This is a genomic window from Pseudomonas sp. NBRC 111139, assembly GCF_001753955.1.
GTDB lineage: Bacteria > Pseudomonadota > Gammaproteobacteria > Pseudomonadales > Pseudomonadaceae > Aquipseudomonas > Aquipseudomonas alloputida.
Genome location: NZ_BCBP01000035.1, coordinates 44277 through 60048, shown reverse-complemented (window position 1 = coordinate 60048; position 15772 = coordinate 44277). Strand labels below are relative to the sequence as shown.

General features: G+C 61.7%; 15 protein-coding genes. 11 read left to right on the top strand and 4 right to left on the bottom strand.

All coding sequences use genetic code 11. The features are described from left to right. The first annotated feature begins 223 nt into the window (after positions 1–223). The gene (locus BJQ17_RS14270; protein ID WP_004575850.1) at positions 224–700 is read left to right on the top strand and encodes a DUF4399 domain-containing protein; all 477 of its coding nucleotides are present in this window, start codon (positions 224–226) and stop codon (positions 698–700) included. Between the two features lie 48 nt (positions 701–748). On the opposite strand, the gene serA is transcribed toward BJQ17_RS14270, so the two are convergent. After that, positions 749–1978, bottom strand: a complete 1230-nt coding sequence (gene serA / locus BJQ17_RS14265) for a phosphoglycerate dehydrogenase (RefSeq protein ID WP_003248995.1) — start codon at positions 1976–1978, stop codon at positions 749–751. A gap of 171 nt (positions 1979–2149) precedes the next feature. Here serA and BJQ17_RS14260 point away from each other — a divergent pair, with 171 nt between their 5' ends. The 4 genes from BJQ17_RS14260 to BJQ17_RS14245 all read left to right on the top strand — a co-directional run bounded on the left by BJQ17_RS14260 (position 2150) and on the right by BJQ17_RS14245 (position 6355). Next, complete coding sequence (locus tag BJQ17_RS14260) at positions 2150–3547, top strand: FAD-binding oxidoreductase (protein ID WP_003248997.1); 1398 nt, start codon at positions 2150–2152, stop codon at positions 3545–3547. Between the two features lie 26 nt (positions 3548–3573). Next, positions 3574–4239 carry a fumarylacetoacetate hydrolase family protein gene (locus tag BJQ17_RS14255; RefSeq protein WP_012054022.1) on the top strand — a complete coding sequence of 222 codons (666 nt, stop codon included), beginning with the start codon at positions 3574–3576 and terminating at the stop codon, positions 4237–4239. A gap of 202 nt (positions 4240–4441) precedes the next feature. Continuing rightward, positions 4442–5362, top strand: coding sequence for an SdiA-regulated domain-containing protein (locus tag BJQ17_RS14250; protein ID WP_004575852.1), 921 nt, complete (start codon positions 4442–4444; stop codon positions 5360–5362). A 90-nt stretch (positions 5363–5452) separates the two neighbouring features. Further along, on the top strand, positions 5453–6355 hold the full coding sequence (locus BJQ17_RS14245) for an SdiA-regulated domain-containing protein (protein WP_014754759.1): 903 nt from the start codon (positions 5453–5455) through the stop codon (positions 6353–6355). Positions 6356–6459: 104 nt separating this feature from the next. Here BJQ17_RS14245 and rpiA read toward each other — a convergent pair whose 3' ends face one another. Then, positions 6460–7134, bottom strand: a complete 675-nt coding sequence (gene rpiA / locus BJQ17_RS14240; RefSeq protein WP_003249004.1) for a ribose-5-phosphate isomerase RpiA — start codon at positions 7132–7134, stop codon at positions 6460–6462. A gap of 133 nt (positions 7135–7267) precedes the next feature. On the opposite strand from rpiA, the gene ilvA reads away from it, so the two are divergent. Together ilvA and BJQ17_RS14230 are read left to right on the top strand one after the other, a co-directional pair. Further along, positions 7268–8782, top strand: a complete 1515-nt coding sequence (ilvA, locus tag BJQ17_RS14235) for a threonine ammonia-lyase, biosynthetic (protein ID WP_003249006.1) — start codon at positions 7268–7270, stop codon at positions 8780–8782. Between the two features lie 69 nt (positions 8783–8851). Further along, positions 8852–9277, top strand: coding sequence for a DUF2269 domain-containing protein (locus BJQ17_RS14230; protein ID WP_003249008.1), 426 nt, complete (start codon positions 8852–8854; stop codon positions 9275–9277). Between the two features lie 129 nt (positions 9278–9406). Here the strand turns inward: BJQ17_RS14230 and BJQ17_RS14225 are convergent, their stop codons facing one another. Next, positions 9407–10063, bottom strand: coding sequence for an HAD family phosphatase (locus BJQ17_RS14225; RefSeq protein ID WP_003249010.1), 657 nt, complete (start codon positions 10061–10063; stop codon positions 9407–9409). A gap of 141 nt (positions 10064–10204) precedes the next feature. Here BJQ17_RS14225 and BJQ17_RS14220 point away from each other — a divergent pair, with 141 nt between their 5' ends. Together BJQ17_RS14220 and ptsP are read left to right on the top strand one after the other, a co-directional pair. Continuing rightward, complete coding sequence (locus BJQ17_RS14220) at positions 10205–10684, top strand: RNA pyrophosphohydrolase (protein WP_003249017.1); 480 nt, start codon at positions 10205–10207, stop codon at positions 10682–10684. Between the two features lie 22 nt (positions 10685–10706). Then, positions 10707–12986 (top strand): phosphoenolpyruvate--protein phosphotransferase, encoded by a 2280-nt coding sequence (ptsP, locus tag BJQ17_RS14215; protein WP_003249020.1) that lies wholly within the window; start codon positions 10707–10709, stop codon positions 12984–12986. A 281-nt stretch (positions 12987–13267) separates the two neighbouring features. Here ptsP and BJQ17_RS14210 read toward each other — a convergent pair whose 3' ends face one another. Continuing rightward, positions 13268–14014, bottom strand: a complete 747-nt coding sequence (locus BJQ17_RS14210) for an NRDE family protein (protein WP_003249022.1) — start codon at positions 14012–14014, stop codon at positions 13268–13270. Between the two features lie 130 nt (positions 14015–14144). Here BJQ17_RS14210 and BJQ17_RS14205 point away from each other — a divergent pair, with 130 nt between their 5' ends. Together BJQ17_RS14205 and lgt are read left to right on the top strand one after the other, a co-directional pair. Beyond that, entirely contained in the window at positions 14145–14927 is a 783-nt protein-coding gene (locus BJQ17_RS14205; protein ID WP_070096197.1) for a sulfite exporter TauE/SafE family protein, read from the top strand. Positions 14928–14943: 16 nt separating this feature from the next. Beyond that, positions 14944–15750, top strand: a complete 807-nt coding sequence (lgt, locus tag BJQ17_RS14200) for a prolipoprotein diacylglyceryl transferase (RefSeq protein ID WP_003249027.1) — start codon at positions 14944–14946, stop codon at positions 15748–15750. Positions 15751–15772: the final 22 nt, after the last annotated feature.

Below are 15772 nucleotides of genomic sequence, written 5' to 3'. Positions count from 1 at the left end.
GTATGCCCCTTTTCATTTAGCAGTTTGAAATCGATCGTCACGGCTTTCTTCCTCGCCGTGATCGAGCGCAGCCTATGACCTTCAAGCCTCGGCATTGTTTAACCCTGACTGAAATATTTCTGCCAGGCAATGTGAACACCTTGGCGGATATTTCAACTAAGGTGAACTACCGCCGCCTTTGGATTACAGGCTGCGGTCAATAAGTGAATCACAGGAGAAGTGAATGAACAGCCTATTTTCGCGTGCTGCCGTTGCCGGTCTGCTGATGGGAGCGTCGGTGTTCGCCAGTGCCACTGACGCCCTGAAGAGCCAGGAGCCGCCCAAGGAGGCGAAGGTCTTCATCGTTTCCCCCGCCGATGGTGCAACGGTCGACAAGACCTTCACCGTCAAGTTCGGTATCGAGGGTATGGGCCTCAAGCCTGCGGGTGACCAAACCCCGCACACCGGGCACCACCATCTGCTGGTGGATGTCGACAAAGAGCCGGTGGCTGACATGCCGCTGCCAACCAGCCTGATGCCAGAGGCCGGCGTCGCACTGCCGAAGGGGCCGCAAGTGCTGCACTTCGGCAAGGCACAGACCGAAACCAGCATTACCCTGACCCCGGGCAAGCACACCCTGCAACTGATTCTGGGTGACCAGTATCATGTGCCATTCAAGCCTAGCGTCGAGTCGACGAAGATCACGGTTGAAGTGAAATAAAAAAAAGGGAGGCCTTCAGGGCCTCCCTTTTTCATACTGCACCGAGATTTAGAACAGGACGCGGGAACGGATGGTGCCCTTGACCTGTTGCAGTTTCTCTTGCGCAAGGTCCGAGTACTCGGCGTCAACGTCGATTACCACGTAACCGACTTTCTCGTTGGTCTGCAGGAACTGACCGGAGATGTTGATACCGTTCTCGGCGAAGACCTTGTTGATCTCGCTGAGCACGCCCGGGATGTTTTCGTGGATGTGCAGCAGACGGTGCTTGCCTGGGTGAGCCGGCAGGGCCACTTCTGGGAAGTTGACCGAGGACACCGAAGTACCGTTGTCGCTGTACTTGACCAGTTTCTCGGCCACTTCCAGGCCGATGTTGGCCTGGGCTTCGGCGGTGGAACCACCGATGTGCGGGGTCAGGATCACGTTGTCGAGGCCGCGCAGCGGGCTCTCGAACTCTTCGTCGTTGGAGCGTGGCTCGACCGGGAACACGTCGATGGCGGCGCCGATCAGGTGCTTGTCCTTGATGGCAGCGGCCAGGTGGTCCAGCTCGACCACGGTGCCACGGGCGGCGTTGATCAGGATCGCGCCCTTCTTCATCGAGCGGATTTCCTTCTCGCCGATCATCCACTGGGTGGAGGGCAGCTCAGGCACGTGCAGCGAGACGATGTCAGCCAGGCCCAGCAGCTCGTTCAGGCTGGTGACCTGCACGGCGTTGCCCAGTGGCAGCTTGGTCAGCGGGTCGAAGAAGTACACCTGCATGCCCATGTTCTCAGCCAGTACCGAAAGCTGGGTACCAATCGAGCCGTAGCCGACGATGCCCAGTTTCTTGCCGCGGATTTCGAACGAGTTGGCCGCGCTCTTGATCCAGCCACCACGGTGGCAGGAGGCGTTCTTCTCAGGGATGCCGCGCAGCAGCAGGATGGCTTCGGCCAGCACCAGCTCGGCCACCGAACGGGTGTTGGAGTACGGTGCGTTGAACACGGCGATACCGCGCGCGCGGGCAGCTTCCAGGTCAACCTGGTTGGTACCGATGCAGAAGCAGCCAACAGCGACCAGTTTCTTGGCGCAGTCGAAGATCTCTTCAGTGAGCTGGGTACGCGAACGGATGCCGATGAAGTGGGCATCAGCGATCTTTTCCTTCAGCTCGGCTTCCGGCAACGAACCAGTGAGGTATTCGATGTTGGTGTAGCCGGCGGCCTTGAGAGTATCGACCGCGTTCTGGTGCACACCTTCAAGAAGAAGGAACCGGATCTTGCTCTTGTCGAGAGAAGTCTTGCTCATCTGCGTAAACCTGTATCCCGGAGATAAATTGGCGAGGGGTGATGCCAGGCGCGAGGGCAGCCTTAGCATGAACAGCGGGAGGGCTATGCTAGCATACGCGACACAATCTGAGCTTATCCCGACAGGTGAAGAGTGCTCAGGGTGACCATGAATAAGTCGAGAGTTCCAGCGATGACCCACCCCGCTGTTATTGAAGAACTGATGACCCTTGTCGACCCTGGCAAGGTCCTGACTGACCCGGTTTCCCTCGAAGCGTATGGCAAGGACTGGACCAAGCATTACCCGCCAGCGCCCAGCGCCATCGTCTTTCCCAAAACGATAGAACAGGTGCAAGCCATTGTGCACTGGGCCAATGCGCACAAGGTGGCGCTGGTGCCCTCTGGCGGGCGCACCGGGCTTTCTGCCGGCGCCGTGGCGGCCAATGGCGAGGTTGTCGTCGCCTTCGACTACATGAACCAGATCCTTGGCTTCAATGCTTTCGACCGTACTGTGGTTTGCCAGCCAGGGGTCGTCACCCGCCAGTTGCAAACCTACGCCGAAGAGCAAGGTCTCTATTACCCGGTGGACTTCGCTTCCAGCGGTTCCAGCCAGATTGGCGGCAATATCGGCACCAATGCCGGCGGGATCAAGGTGATTCGTTACGGTATGACCCGCAACTGGGTGGCCGGGCTGAAAGTGGTCACCGGCAAGGGCGAGTTGCTGGAGCTGAACAAAGACCTGATCAAGAACGCCACCGGCTACGACCTGCGCCAGCTGTTCATTGGTGCCGAGGGTACGCTGGGCTTCGTGGTCGAGGCCACCATGCGCCTGGACCGCGCACCGCGCAACCTCACCGCCATGGTGCTGGGCACACCGGACTTCGACGCTATCATGCCGGTGCTGCACGCCTTCCAGGGCAAGCTGGACTTGACCGCTTTCGAGTTCTTCTCCGACAAGGGGTTGGCCAAGATCCTCGCCCGCGGCGATGTGCCTGCGCCATTCGCGACGGATTGCCCGTTCTATGCGCTGCTGGAGTTCGAGGCCAGCACTGAAGAGGTTGCCAATGAAGCATTGGCTACCTTCGAGCACTGCGTCGAGCAGGGTTGGGTGCTGGATGGGGTGATGAGCCAGAGCGAAAGCCAGCTGAGAAACCTGTGGAAGCTGCGCGAGTACCTGTCGGAAACCATCTCGCACTGGACACCGTACAAGAACGACATTTCCGTTACCGTCTCGAAAGTGCCTGCGTTCCTGCGCGATATCGACGCCATCGTCTCAGCGCATTACCCGGACTATGAAGTGGTGTGGTACGGCCATATTGGTGATGGCAACCTGCACCTGAACATCCTCAAGCCTGAGCATATGAGCAAGGACGACTTCTTCGCTTCGTGTGCCAAGGTCAACAAGTGGGTGTTCGAGATCGTCGAGCGTTACAACGGGTCGATTTCTGCCGAGCATGGCGTGGGCATGACCAAGCGTGACTACCTGGGCTACAGCCGCTCCCCCGAAGAAATCGCCTGCATGAAGGCAATAAAGGCCGTGTTCGACCCTAACGGCATCATGAATCCGGGTAAGATCTTCGCACCTGAATAAAAAGCAGTATCCAGAAGGAGTCGGCCATGAGTTACCAGCACCAGTACGTAGACGGCACGCGCATTCACTTCCCGCTGGGCAAGGTGGTGTGCATCGGCCGTAACTATGCCGAGCACGCCAAGGAACTGGACAACCCGATCCCCACCGAGCCGCTGCTGTTCATCAAGCCAGGCAGCTGCGTGGTGCCGGCCGAAGGTGGCTTCAAGATCCCGGCCGAGCGTGGGTCGGTGCACTATGAAGTTGAAATTGCCGTGCTGCTGGGCAAGCCGCTGTCGACCCACCCGAGCGAGGAAGAGGTGCTGGACGCCATTTCCGGTTACGCACCGGCACTGGACCTGACCCTGCGCGACGTGCAGGCCAAACTGAAGGAAAAGGGCCTGCCTTGGGAGCTGGCCAAGTGCTTTGACGGCGCTTGCGTGCTGCCACCGTTCGTCTCGGCCGCCAGCTTTGAGGACGTGACAGACATCCCGGTGCGCCTGACCGTGAACGGCGAAGTGCGCCAGGAGGGTAACAGCGCGATGATGCTGAACCCGATCGTGCCGATGATCCAGTACATGGCAGCGCATTTCTCGCTACAAGCGGGGGATGTAATCCTCACCGGTACCCCGGCGGGTGTTGGGCCGTTCAATGTCGGTGACGAGCTGGTGCTGGAACTGCCGGGTGTGAGCCGCTTCGAAAGCCGGGTGCTTTAACTCGAAACCGCGTCGCCTTCTTCGCGGGTAAACCCGCTCCTACAGGGAACGCGTCGCCTTCTTCGCGGGTAAACCCGCTCCTACAGGGATTGCAGCACCTTGGGAGCGGGCATGCCCGCGAATGGGCGGGCACTGTTTACCGATTTTTCACACCCAATCCGGATAATGCGCGTACCTACGCCCATTTCCCCAGGATCACCGCATGCCGTCTTCCTCCAGCGCCCCGGTAACCCCCAAGCGTCGTTTCTACCTGCGCTGGCCCTTCGGCCTGGCCGTGGCGGCGGTGATCGGCTATGGCGTGGCCGTGGCCATGCACTGGGATGACCGCGGTGCACTGTGGGTAAAAGAAAGCTTCGAAAGCACCGCCGAGCGCAGCGAAAGCGTGTGGCTGCCGGATTACCAGGTGGACATCGACGCCAAGCCGTTGCCAGGCATGGAGGATGACGAAGCCTCGGACGTTGCCTTCAACCCGCAAACCCGTACCCTGTTCGCGGTCATGGGCAAGAACCCGATCCTGGTCGAACTGAGCCTGGAGGGCGATGTACTGCGCAAGATCCCGCTCAACGGCTGGAACAACCCCGAAGGCATCGCGGTGCTGGAAGACGGCAACCTGGCCATCACCGACGAGCGCCTGCATGACCTGACCGTGGTCAAGGTGAACGCGCAGACCACCGCGCTGAACCACGATGACTTCCCGAGCCATGACCTGGGCCCTTCGGCCAAGAGCAACAAGGGTTTCGAGGCCATCGCCTGGGACCCGCTGCGCCAGCGCCTGATCATTGGTGAGGAGCGCCCGCCCAAGCTGTACACCTGGAACACCGATGGCCGCAGCCCGCTCAAGGGTGAGAAGCAGCCGTTGCCTAGCGATGAGCTCGACTTGCGCAACCTGTCTGCGCTGGGTGTCGACCCGCGTACTGGCCACCTGCTGGTGCTTTCGGCCGACTCCAACATGCTGCTGGAGCTGGACGAGCAGGGCCAGCAAGTCAGCTTCATGACGCTGCTGGGCGGCTTCAACGGGCTTGAAGGCACCATTCCGCGGGCTGAAGGGGTGGCCATGGACGACAAGGGCACCTTGTACATGGTCAGCGAGCCGGCGCTTTTCTATCGATTCAAAAAGAACTGACAACATCATCAGAATTGCCTGACGCTTGCATTAAGCTTTGCTTCAGCCATTCATGATTAGATTCGCCACCCCTGTGTCGAGTCTGTCCCTATGCGTCGTTTTGTTCGCCTGTTTCTTGTTCTGGCTGCCCTTGGTCTGCTCCTGCTTGGCTGGGCAGGGCAGGAGTTTCGCCTGTTCGAGCGTGGCTGGTTCAATCTGAAGACCTGGTGGCAGCCTGTGGAGCGCAGCATTGGTCTGGATCGCTACCGGGTGGTGCTGGAGGCGCAGCCGATCGAAGGGCTGGATGATGACATTTCGGCGCTGACCTACGACCCCGATCGCAAAACCCTCTTCACGGTCACCAATGCCCGTTCGGAGCTGATCGAGCTGTCGCTGGATGGCCGTATCCTGCGGCGTGTGCCGCTGACTGGCTTCGGCGACCCGGAGGCTGTGGAGTACGTTGGGCCTAACAGCTATGTGATCACCGACGAGCGTCAGCAACGGCTGATTCGCGTACGGTTGGAAGACGACACGATGTTTCTCGATGCCGGTGATGCCGAACAGCTGACATTGGGTATTGGCCTCAATGGCAACAAAGGCTTCGAGGGCCTGGCCTACGATTCGGCGGGTAAGCGCCTGTTCGTGGCGAAAGAGCGTGACCCGATGCTGATCTATGAGGTGCATGGCTTCCCGCATGACAATCCGGAAAAGCCCTATGCCGTGCATGTGGTGCAGGACCGCAAGCGCGATTCACGGTTGTTTGTGCGGGATTTGTCGAGTTTGCAGTTCGATGAACGCAGCGGGCATTTGCTGGCATTGTCGGACGAGTCGCGGTTGGTGCTGGAGCTGGATGTACAGGGCCAGCCGCTGAGTACCTTGTCGTTGCGCAAGGGCTTCCAGGGGTTGCAGGCGACGGTGCCGCAGGCGGAGGGCATTGCGATGGATGAAGCGGGGACCATTTACCTGGTCAGTGAGCCGAACCTGTTCTATGTGTTCAAGCAGCCGACTGACTGATCGCCTGTCAGGGCCTGTTCGCGGGTAAACCCGCTCCTACAGGGATCGCCACGGTTCCAGGCCGGTGGGGTACCTTGTAGGAGCGGGTTTACCCGCGAAGATTGTTACTCGGCTTTGAGGCTCTTAACGCCCTCAGCAGTGCCCAATAACAGTAGATCCGCCGGCCGCGCCGCGAACAGGCCGTTGGTCACCACGCCGACGATGGCGTTGATCTGCGCTTCCAGTTCCACCGGGTTGGTGATCTGCAGGTTGTACACATCCAGGATCACGTTGCCGTTGTCGGTGACCACGCCTTCACGGTACACCGGATCGCCACCCAGCTTCACCAGCTGACGTGCCACGTGGCTGCGGGCCATGGGGATCACTTCGACCGGCAGCGGGAAGGCCCCCAGTACCGGCACCAGCTTGCTGCCGTCGGCGATGCAGATGAAGGTCTTGGCCACGGCCGCGACGATCTTTTCGCGGGTCAGGGCTGCGCCGCCGCCCTTGATCAGGTGCAGGTGTGCGTCGCTCTCGTCAGCACCGTCCACGTAAAACTCAAGCTCGCTGACGCTGTTCAGTTCGTAGACCGGGATGCCATGGCCCTTCAGGCGCTGGGCAGTGGCTTCGGAGCTGGCGACTGCGCCGTCGAACGCGGTCTTGTGCTGAGCCAGGGCATCGATGAAGAAGTTGGCGGTCGAACCGGTACCGACGCCTACGACGCTCTTTTCATCCAGCTTGGGCAGAATGAAGTCGACAGCGGCCTGGGCGACGGCCTGTTTGAGTTGGTCCTGGGTCATGCGGGCTCCGGAAGGGGCAGGGCGGTTTCAAAGTCACCTAGTATAACGGCTCGCACGGCTTTGCTGTGGTCGCCCGACGTAGCGCTAGGGTAGACTCCCAGCCCTCGTCCCGCGGCCCAGTGATGCTTTCCCGATGCTCGAACAGTACGTCAAGAAGATCCTCACCTCGCGCGTCTATGACGTTGCCGTCGAAACCCCGTTGCAGAGCGCCGGGCAGCTGAGCAAGCGCCTGGGCAACCAGATTTTGCTCAAGCGCGAAGACCTGCAGCCAGTGTTCTCGTTCAAGATCCGCGGCGCGTATAACAAGCTGGCCCAGCTGAGCCCGGAAGAACTGGCCCGTGGCGTGGTCACCGCCTCGGCCGGCAACCACGCCCAAGGCCTGGCCCTGGCCGCGCGCGAAATGGGCATCAAGGCCACCATCGTGATGCCCAAGACTACTCCGGAGATCAAGGTTGAAGGCGTGCGCTCGCGCGGTGGCAAGGTGGTGCTGCATGGCGATTCGTTCCCTGAAGCGCTGGCCTATTCGTTGAAACTGGTCGATGAAAAGGGCTTCGTCTACGTTCACCCTTACGACGATCCGCACACCATCGCCGGGCAGGGCACCGTCGCCATGGAAATCCTGCGCCAACACCCTGGCCAGCTGGATGCGATCTTCGTGCCGGTGGGCGGTGGCGGCCTGATCGCTGGCATTGCTGCCTACGTGAAGTACCTGCGCCCGGAAATCAAGGTAATCGGTGTCGAGCCGGACGATTCCAATTGCCTGCAGGCGGCCATGGCTGCCGGTGAGCGCGTGGTGCTGCCGCAGGTCGGGCTGTTCGCCGATGGCGTGGCGGTGGCGCAGATTGGCCAGCACACGTTCGATATCTGCCGCCACCATGTGGATGAAGTCGTCACTGTCAGTACCGATGAGATCTGTGCAGCAATCAAGGATATCTACGACGATACCCGCTCGATCACCGAGCCTGCTGGCGCGCTGGGTGTGGCGGGCATCAAGAAGTACGTCGAGCTATACGGCGTCAGCGGCCAGACCCTGGTGGCCATCGACTCCGGTGCCAACGTCAATTTCGATCGCCTGCGCCATGTGGCCGAACGTGCCGAGCTGGGTGAAAAGCGCGAGGCGATCATCGCCGTGACCATCCCTGAGCGCCCGGGTAGCTTCAAGGCCTTCTGCGAGGCTATCGGCAAGCGTCAGATCACCGAGTTCAACTACCGCAAGCACACCTCTGACGAAGCGCATATCTTCGTTGGGGTGCAGACCCACCCGGAAAACGACCCCCGCGCAGCGCTGGTGCAGCAACTGACCGAGCAGGGCTTCCCGGTTACCGATCTGACCGACAATGAACTGGCCAAGCTGCATATTCGTCATATGGTCGGCGGCCACTCGGCCGGTGCCAGCGACGAAATGGTGCTGCGCTTCGAATTCCCCGAGCGGCCGGGGGCGCTGTTCAACTTCCTCAACAAGCTGGGCGGGCGCTGGAACATCTCGATGTTCCACTACCGCAACCATGGCGCGGCTGACGGGCGCGTGGTGGCGGGGCTGCAGGTGCCGGAGGACGAACGTCACCTGGTGCCGGCAGCGCTGGCCAAGATCGGTTACCCGTACTGGGACGAGACCGAAAACCCGGCCTACAAACTGTTCCTGGGCTGAGCGGCTAAGCTAGGGCTGATGGCCCGCGAAGAAGCGACCGCAAAATGCCCGTTTAAGGACGACCGAGACATGGAACACCTGACCACGCTCAAGACCCTGCACATCATCGCCACCGCGCTGCTGCTTCTGGGCGCCCTGGGCCTGGCGATCTGGACCTGGCGTGCCCGCCGCCAGGGCGATGCCGAAGCCTACGCCAAGCTGCTGCGCCGGCCATTGGTGTTCGTCTGGTTGGTGATGGGCCTGAGCCTGGTGAGCATGCCGTTCACCGGCTGGTGGCTGGTACACCTGGTGGGCTGGCCACTGGGGCAGACCTGGGTGTTGGCATCCAGTGTCATCTATACATTTGGCGCGTTTGCCGTGTGGTGGCTGCTGGTGCGGCTGAACCGGCTGCGCAAGGCCGAGGTGGTAGGGTTGCGGTTTACCCTGGCGCTGGCGGTATTCAGTGGGGTTTGCTTCCTGTCCATTGCCGGGCTGATGGGGGCCAAGCCGGTCTGACAGCCTTGTGCTGATTGTGCCGGCCTATTCGCGGGTGAACCCGCTCCTACAGGTACAGCGCAGCCCTCAAGGCCTGTGGTGATTCCTGTGGGAGCGGGCGTGCCCGCGAAAAGACCGGCACGGAAAACCTCAATCCCGCAGCGAGATCACCGGCCACCCACGCTTATCCGCCTCGGCCCGCAGGTCCGGGGCCGGGTCCACTGCCACTGCATGCGTCACCCGCTGCAACAACGGCAGGTCATTCATCGAGTCGCTATAGAAGTAGCTGTCCTCAAGATCAAAGCCGTTCTCCAGCATCCAGCGTTCCAGCCGCGTCACTTTGCCTTCACGGAAACACGGTATATCGGTACTACGCCCGGTGTAGCGGCCGTCGCGCACCTCGCATTCGGTTGCCAGCAACACCCGCACCCCCAGGCGCCGGGCGATCGGTGCGGTGACGAAGCGGTTGGTAGCGGTGATGATCACCAGCTGGTCACCCGCCTCGCGGTGCTGCTGCAGCAAGGCCAGGGCCTTGGGCAGGACGATGGGCTCGATGCAGTCGCGCATGAAGTCGCGGTGCCATTCGTCGAGCCGGGGCATGGGTGTTGCCGCCAGGATTTCCATTGAAAAGGCCAGGTAGGCCTGCAGGTCCAGGGTGCCATTGAGGTAATCCTGGTAGAAGCTGTCGTTGCGTTGCTTGTAGGCGACCGGGTCGAGAATGCCGCGCTCGCAAAGATAGTCACCCCAGGCATGGTCGCTGTCGCCACCGAGGAGGGTATTGTCCAGGTCGAATAAAGCCAGGCGCATCGCGGTCACTCGTATCAGCCACAGGGTAGGCCCGCAGAATACGGAGTTTTCACGCAGCTGCACATAAGCTTGGCGGGCGCGTTGCTGCGCTCGCAAGCTTTGTGGAACAATGCGTTGACATGCGTTTGCGAGGTTGCTGCCGTGATCGACCCGGATGGTTTTCGCCCCAATGTCGGGATCATTCTCACGAATGATGCCGGGCAGGTGCTATGGGCTCGACGGATCAACCAGGATGCCTGGCAATTCCCCCAGGGTGGTATCAACCCTGACGAGACGCCGGAAGACGCCCTGTACCGCGAGCTGAACGAAGAAGTTGGCCTTGAACGCGACGATGTAGAAATTCTTGCCTGCACCCGTGGCTGGTTGCGTTATCGTTTACCCCAGCGATTGGTACGTACCCACAGCCAGCCGCTGTGCATCGGCCAGAAGCAGAAGTGGTTCCTGCTGCGCCTGGTGAGCAACGAACAACGGGTGCGGATGGACCTGACCGGCAAGCCGGAATTCGACGGCTGGCGCTGGGTGAGCTATTGGTATCCGCTGGGCCAGGTTGTGACATTCAAGCGCGAGGTGTACCGGCGCGCCCTGAAAGAGCTAGCACCGCGTCTGTTGACGCGCGACTGACGACGGAGTTCGACCCCGAGCCATGCTCAATACGCTGCGCAAGATCGTCCAGGAAGTAAACTCCGCCAAAGATCTCAAGTCGGCGTTGGGGATCATTGTCTTGCGCGTCAAGGAAGCCATGGGCAGCCAGGTCTGCTCGGTCTACCTGCTCGACCCGGAAACCAACCGCTTCGTGCTGATGGCGACCGAAGGCCTGAACAAGCGCTCCATCGGCAAGGTCAGCATGGCCCCCAACGAAGGCCTGGTTGGCCTGGTCGGTACCCGGGAAGAGCCGCTGAACCTGGAAAACGCCGCCGACCACCCGCGTTACCGCTACTTTGCCGAAACCGGCGAAGAGAAATTCGCCTCCTTCCTGGGTGCGCCGATCATCCACCACCGCCGTGTGGTCGGGGTACTGGTCATCCAGCAAAAGGAGCGCCGCCAGTTCGACGAGGGCGAGGAAGCCTTCCTGGTCACCATGAGCGCCCAGCTTGCCGGGGTTATCGCCCACGCCGAGGCTACCGGCTCGATCCGTGGCCTGGGCCGTCAGGGCAAAGGTATTCAGGAAGCGCGCTTCGTGGGTGTGCCGGGTTCGCCTGGTGCCGCGGTGGGGCGTGCGGTGGTGATGTTGCCGCCGGCCGACCTGGAAGTGGTCCCGGACAAGACCGTCGATGACATCGACGCCGAACTCAAGCTGTTCCAGAACGCCCTGGAAGGTGTGCGCGACGACATGCGCAAGCTGTCGGCCAAACTGGCCACCCAGCTGCGCCCGGAAGAGCGTGCGCTGTTCGACGTCTATCTGATGATGCTAGAAGACGCAGCCCTGGGCGGTGAGGTGACCGAGGTCATCAAGACCGGCCAGTGGGCCCAGGGCGCCCTGCGCCAGGTGGTTGGTGAGCACGTCAACCGCTTCGAGCTGATGGACGACGACTACCTGCGTGAGCGTGCCTCCGACGTCAAGGACCTGGGGCGCCGCCTTTTGGCCTACCTGCAGGAAGCGCGCTCGCAGTCGTTGGTGTATGCCGACAACACCATCCTGGTCAGTGAGGAACTGACACCGGCCATGCTCGGTGAAGTGCCGGAAGGCAAGCTGGTCGGCCTGGTCTCGGTACTCGGCTCGGGCAACTCCCACGTCGCCATCCTCGCGCGGGCCATGGGCATCCCCACGGTGATGGGCCTGGTCGACCTGCCATACTCCAAAGTCGACGGTATTGAACTGATCGTCGACGGCTACAAGGGCGAGGTGTTCACCAACCCCAGCGAAGTGCTGCGCAAGCAGTACAGCGAAGTGGTCGAGGAGGAACGCCAGCTGGCCCAAGGGCTGGATGCACTGCGCGAACTTCCGTGCGTCACCCCCGACGGCCACCGCATGCCCCTGTGGGTCAACACTGGCCTGCTCGCTGACGTGGCCCGTGCCCAGCAGCGCGGCGCCGAAGGGGTAGGCCTGTACCGCACCGAAGTGCCGTTCATGATCAACCAGCGCTTCCCCAGTGAGAAAGAGCAGCTGGCCATCTACCGTGAGCAGCTGGCGGCCTTCCACCCGCTGCCGGTGACCATGCGTACCCTCGACATCGGTGGCGACAAGGCTCTGTCGTACTTCCCCATCAAGGAAGAAAACCCGTTCCTCGGCTGGCGCGGCATTCGCGTCACCCTCGACCACCCGGAAATCTTCCTGGTACAGACCCGCGCCATGCTCAAGGCCAGCGAGGGCCTGAACAACCTGCGCATCCTGCTGCCGATGATTTCCGGCATTCACGAGCTGGAAGAGGCGCTGCACCTGATCCACCGTGCCTGGGGTGAAGTGCGTGACGAAGGTACCGATGTACCGATGCCGCCCGTGGGTGTGATGGTGGAAATCCCGGCGGCGGTGTACCAGACCAAGGAGCTGGCGCGGCAGGTGGACTTCCTGTCGGTAGGCTCCAACGACCTGACCCAGTACCTGTTGGCGGTGGACCGCAACAACCCGCGGGTCGCCGACCTGTACGATTACCTGCACCCGGCGGTACTGCAGGCGCTGAACACGGTGGTGCGCGACGCCCATGGCGAAGGCAAGCCGGTGAGCATCTGCGGCGAGATGGCCGGTGACCCGGCGGCAGCGGTCCTGTTGATGGCCATGGGTTTCGACAGCCTGTCGATGAACGCCACCAACCTGCCGAAGGTCAAGTGGATGCTGCGCCAGATCAATATGGGCAAGGCCAAGGAACTGCTGGCCGAGGCCTTGAGCCATGACAACCCGCAGGTTATCCACAGCTCGCTGCAGCTGGCCCTGAAGAACCTTGGGTTGGCGCGGATGATTGGGCCTGGGGCTAACAAAACCTTGTGAGGGTGATGTGGCCTGTCCCGGCCTCTTCGCGGGTGAACCCGCTCCTACAACCGGCCTGCGCCTAAACCCCCGATGTGTGTCACCCGATTATTGTAGGAGCGGGTTTACCCGCGAATACGATGGCGGCGGCAACGGTGAACGGGTGGTGGAGATTGGCCAGCAGGTCCGGCCTCTTCGCGGGTAAACCCGCTCCTACAACGGCCTGGGTCCATCCCCAGATGTGTGTACGTGGTAGGAGCGGGTTTACCCGCGAAGAGGCCCGAACAGACAACATCAAATGTTCAGGCCAACAACTCAATTTCCCCCAAATGCCCGCCAAAAGGCCCGAAACTGCGCTCAACCAGCCGTCTTTGCCCCTGATCATCCACAATGAGCACTGTGCTCGCCCGGGTCCCGTAATTCTGGCTGGCGATGAAGACGCTCGACAGCAACTTCTCGGTTGCCAACCCCACGCCTGTCTCGGGTAAGTCGCCATCAGCCGCGGGCTCGTTATCCGCGAGTAAAGCCAGCAGCCTGTGCGGCTCCGGCGTGTCCAGCAGGTTTTCCAGCCCGTCACGTGCCTTCACCAGCTTCGGCCACGGTGTATCCAGCCCGGCGTTCGAAAGCCCATAAACCCCAGCCTTCAGCAGGCGCGGCGTGGCCTCACGGGCATGCAGATAGCCCAGTTGCTGCCCATCACCCACCAGCAGGTTGAACCCCGAGTACTGCCCGCTACGGCTGGCCACCTGGTCCAGGTAAGCCTCGACCCCTAGCTCGCCCTGCAGAAACGCCGCCACCAGCTCACCCCGCGAGCGGGGCCCCTGCGCCTGGCCCGGGTCGCGGATGTTGGTCAGCGCGGCAAAGCGCCCCTGTGGGCCTACGCCCAGCCAGGTACCGCCTGCCTCCAGGTCGCGCCCGGCATGCACCCCAGGTGCATCCTCCCAGGCCGCCAGGGGCTGAGTGGGGCGGGCATAGAATTCGTCGCGGTTGGCCGCCACGATCAGCGGCAGGGCGTGCCCCGGCCGCCAGGCAAATACGATCAGGCACATAGGTTGGGCCTCTGTGTTTTTTTGTCACTGTACCCACAGGAACGATGCGGATCCATCCTGACACAGAGTTCACTAGAGCCCCGAGCCCGGCTTCCGTTACCATGCCGGATTGATTTCTAGGGGACGCCGAATGGAATTCGTGCTCTATCTGTTGTTGGGCGCCTGTGCCGGTGTGCTGGCCGGGCTGTTCGGCGTGGGCGGCGGCATCATCATCGTGCCGGTGCTGGTGTTCAGCTTTACCCTGCAGGGTTTCGACGCTTCGGTGCTGACCCACCTGGCCGTCGGCACGTCATTGGCCACCATCGTCTTCACTTCGATCAACGCCGTGCGGGAGCACCACCGCAAGCGCGCGGTGCAATGGCCGATCTTCATCTGGATGACCATCGGCATCCTCCTGGGGGCCGGTGTCGGTGCCAAGACCGCTTCGCTGATCCAGGGGCCACTGCTGCAAAAGATCATCGGTGTGTTCGCCCTGGTCATCGCCGCGCAGATGGCCCTTGACCTCAAACCCAAGGCCAGCCGCGGCGTCCCCGGCAAACCTGGGCTGATCGGTGCAGGTGGCGTGATTGGCTGGGCCTCGGCCATTTTCGGCATTGGCGGTGGTTCGCTGACGGTGCCGTTCCTTACCTGGCGTAGCCTGCCCATGCAGCAGGCAGTGGCCACGTCATCGGCCTGTGGCCTGCCGATTGCTGTAGCCAGTGCCCTGAGCTTCATGCTGCTGGGTTGGCACGAGGAGCACCTGCCGCCCCACAGCCTGGGTTACGTGTACCTTCCGGCGCTGCTCGGCATTGCCGTGACCAGCATGTTCTTCGCCCGCTTCGGCGCGCGCCTGGCGCACAAGCTGTCGCCCCGTTTGTTGAAACGCCTGTTCGCAGCCCTGCTGTTCTGTGTCGGCCTCAGCTTTTTGATTTGAATCGAGAGGAAGTTCCATGCTGCCTTACCCGCAGATAGACCCCGTGGCCTTGGCCATCGGGCCGCTGAAAATCCATTGGTACGGCCTGATGTACCTGATCGGCATCGGCGGTGCCTGGTTGCTGGCCTCACGCCGGCTCAACCGCTTCGACCCCACCTGGAGCCGCGAGAAGCTGTCCGACCTGGTGTTCTGGCTGTCGATGGGGGTGATTGTCGGCGGGCGCCTGGGTTATGTGCTGTTCTACGACTTGCACGCCTACCTGGCCAACCCGACGCTGATCTTCGAGGTGTGGAAAGGCGGTATGTCGTTCCACGGCGGCTTCATCGGCGTGATGCTGGCGGCCTTGTGGTTCGGCAAGCGCAACAACAAGTCGTTCTTCGAGCTGATGGACTTCGTCGCCCCGCTGGTGCCGATTGGCCTGGGTGCCGGGCGTATCGGCAACTTCATCAACGCCGAACTGTGGGGCAAACCCACCGACGTGCCATGGGCGATGATCTTCCCGCCGTTCAGCGACCCGGCCCAGTTGCCGCGCCACCCGTCGCAGCTGTACCAGTTCGCCCTTGAGGGCGTGGCGCTGTTCGTCATCCTGTGGCTGTTCTCGCGCAAGCCACGGCCGACCATGGCGGTGTCAGGCATGTTCGCGCTGTTCTACGGTATCTTCCGCTTCATCGTCGAATTCGTGCGGGTGCCGGATGCTCAGCTGGGTTACATCGCCTGGGGCTGGCTGACCATGGGTCAGATTCTCTGTGTGCCGATGATCCTGGCTGGCCTCGGTCTGATCTGGTGGGCTTATAATCGCAAGCCCACGGCGAAACCCGCCTGATTAATCCCACGGCAGGGGCGAT

What these genes read in the sequence shown, in the direction of transcription:
- BJQ17_RS14230 (WP_003249008.1), top strand. Translation starts at nt 8,852, where the DNA reads ATGGAACACCTGACCACGCTCAAGACCCTGCACATCATCGCCACCGCG.
- ptsP (WP_003249020.1), top strand. Translation starts at nt 10,707, where the DNA reads ATGCTCAATACGCTGCGCAAGATCGTCCAGGAAGTAAACTCCGCCAAA.
- BJQ17_RS14270 (WP_004575850.1), top strand. Translation starts at nt 224, where the DNA reads ATGAACAGCCTATTTTCGCGTGCTGCCGTTGCCGGTCTGCTGATGGGA.
- ilvA (WP_003249006.1), top strand. Translation starts at nt 7,268, where the DNA reads ATGCTCGAACAGTACGTCAAGAAGATCCTCACCTCGCGCGTCTATGAC.
- BJQ17_RS14260 (WP_003248997.1), top strand. Translation starts at nt 2,150, where the DNA reads ATGACCCACCCCGCTGTTATTGAAGAACTGATGACCCTTGTCGACCCT.
- BJQ17_RS14255 (WP_012054022.1), top strand. Translation starts at nt 3,574, where the DNA reads ATGAGTTACCAGCACCAGTACGTAGACGGCACGCGCATTCACTTCCCG.
- rpiA (WP_003249004.1), bottom strand. Translation starts at nt 7,134, where the DNA reads ATGACCCAGGACCAACTCAAACAGGCCGTCGCCCAGGCCGCTGTCGAC.
- BJQ17_RS14205 (WP_070096197.1), top strand. Translation starts at nt 14,145, where the DNA reads ATGGAATTCGTGCTCTATCTGTTGTTGGGCGCCTGTGCCGGTGTGCTG.
- BJQ17_RS14225 (WP_003249010.1), bottom strand. Translation starts at nt 10,063, where the DNA reads ATGCGCCTGGCTTTATTCGACCTGGACAATACCCTCCTCGGTGGCGAC.
- BJQ17_RS14210 (WP_003249022.1), bottom strand. Translation starts at nt 14,014, where the DNA reads ATGTGCCTGATCGTATTTGCCTGGCGGCCGGGGCACGCCCTGCCGCTG.
- BJQ17_RS14250 (WP_004575852.1), top strand. Translation starts at nt 4,442, where the DNA reads ATGCCGTCTTCCTCCAGCGCCCCGGTAACCCCCAAGCGTCGTTTCTAC.
- lgt (WP_003249027.1), top strand. Translation starts at nt 14,944, where the DNA reads ATGCTGCCTTACCCGCAGATAGACCCCGTGGCCTTGGCCATCGGGCCG.
- serA (WP_003248995.1), bottom strand. Translation starts at nt 1,978, where the DNA reads ATGAGCAAGACTTCTCTCGACAAGAGCAAGATCCGGTTCCTTCTTCTT.
- BJQ17_RS14245 (WP_014754759.1), top strand. Translation starts at nt 5,453, where the DNA reads ATGCGTCGTTTTGTTCGCCTGTTTCTTGTTCTGGCTGCCCTTGGTCTG.